1 protein-coding gene is annotated in these 1,411 nt (G+C 44.5%); it reads right to left on the minus strand.

Annotated elements, in window-relative coordinates; genetic code table 11:
• Positions 1–1,411: Ig-like domain-containing protein (locus ACKGJY_RS03475; RefSeq protein WP_413972466.1), on the minus strand; the 1,411-nt coding region annotated here is incomplete at both ends.

Consider the following 1,411-nt stretch of genomic DNA (forward strand, 5'->3'; position numbering starts at 1 on the left):
ACTTGTTGGGCCACCTGGGAATGTTGTTGGATCCTCTGGTGTACTTGGATCATCAATTCCTGTGGTTTCTTCACAATCTGTTAGTCCGTCACCATCTGTATCTGTTGTATCTATTCCGATTGGGCTACATGGATCGTTTGGATCACTTGTTGGGCCACCTGGGAACGTTGTTGGATCTGCTGGTGTACTTGGATCGTCGATTCCTGTGGTTTCTTCACAATCTGTTAGTCCGTCACCATCTGTATCTGTTGTATCTATTCCGATTGGGCTACATGGATCGTTTGGATCACTTGTTGGGCCACCTGGGAATGTTGTTGGATCGTCTGGTGTACTTGGATCGTCAATTCCTGTCGTTTCTTCACAATCTGTTAGTCCGTCACCATCTGTATCTGTTGTATCTATTCCGATTGGACTACATGGATCATTTGGATCACTTGTTGGGCCACCTGGGAATGTTGTTGGATCTGCTGGTGTACTTGGATCGTCAATTCCTGTGGTTTCTTCACAATCTGTTAGTCCGTCACCATCTGTATCTGTTGTATCTATTCCGATTGGGCTACATGGATCATTTGGATCACTTGTTGGGCCACCTGGGAATGTTGTTGGATCCTCTGGTGTACTTGGATCATCAATTCCTGTGGTTTCTTCACAATCTGTTAGTCCGTCACCATCTGTATCTGTTGTATCTATTCCGATTGGACTACATGGATCGTTTGGATCACTTGTTGGGCCGCCTGGGAATGTTGTTGGATCTGCTGGTGTACTTGGATCGTCGATTCCTGTGGTTTCTTCACAATCTGTTAGTCCGTCACCATCTGTATCTGTTGTATCTATTCCGATTGGACTACATGGATCATTTGGATCACTTGTTGGGCCGCCTGGGAACGTTGTTGGATCTGCTGGTGTACTTGGATCGTCGATTCCTGTGGTTTCTTCACAATCTGTTAGTCCGTCACCATCTGTATCGGTCGGGAAAGGACAAGGAGAAAAAGTGATATCTACTTGACCTTCATCTTCTAGTCCGTCTTCATCTTCTACTGTATAAACAAAGCTAATTGGATCGGTACTATCTGTTGGTGGTGTAACGCTTAATGTACCATCTGGCAATAGGGTAACTACGGTGCCATCTCCTAAGGTTACTGGGTTACCTACACTTATTGATGTGCCTTCTATTTCGGTAATTACTAAGTTGTTGTTGTCTCCATCTGGATCCTCATCCCCATCTAAGGCATCTACTGGTATATCAGTATTTACTGTTGCATTAGTGATGGTTTCATCATCGGCTACGGGTGGTTGATTTACTGTTACAGTTACATCATCACTATTAGTACAACCAGTTGCTATCTCTGTTACTACTAAACTATATGTTGTGGTTGCAGTTGGTGTCGCTACTGGTTGTGCGGCAGTTGCA

Source organism: Hyunsoonleella sp. 2307UL5-6, from assembly GCF_047345485.1.
Taxonomy (GTDB): domain Bacteria; phylum Bacteroidota; class Bacteroidia; order Flavobacteriales; family Flavobacteriaceae; genus Jejuia.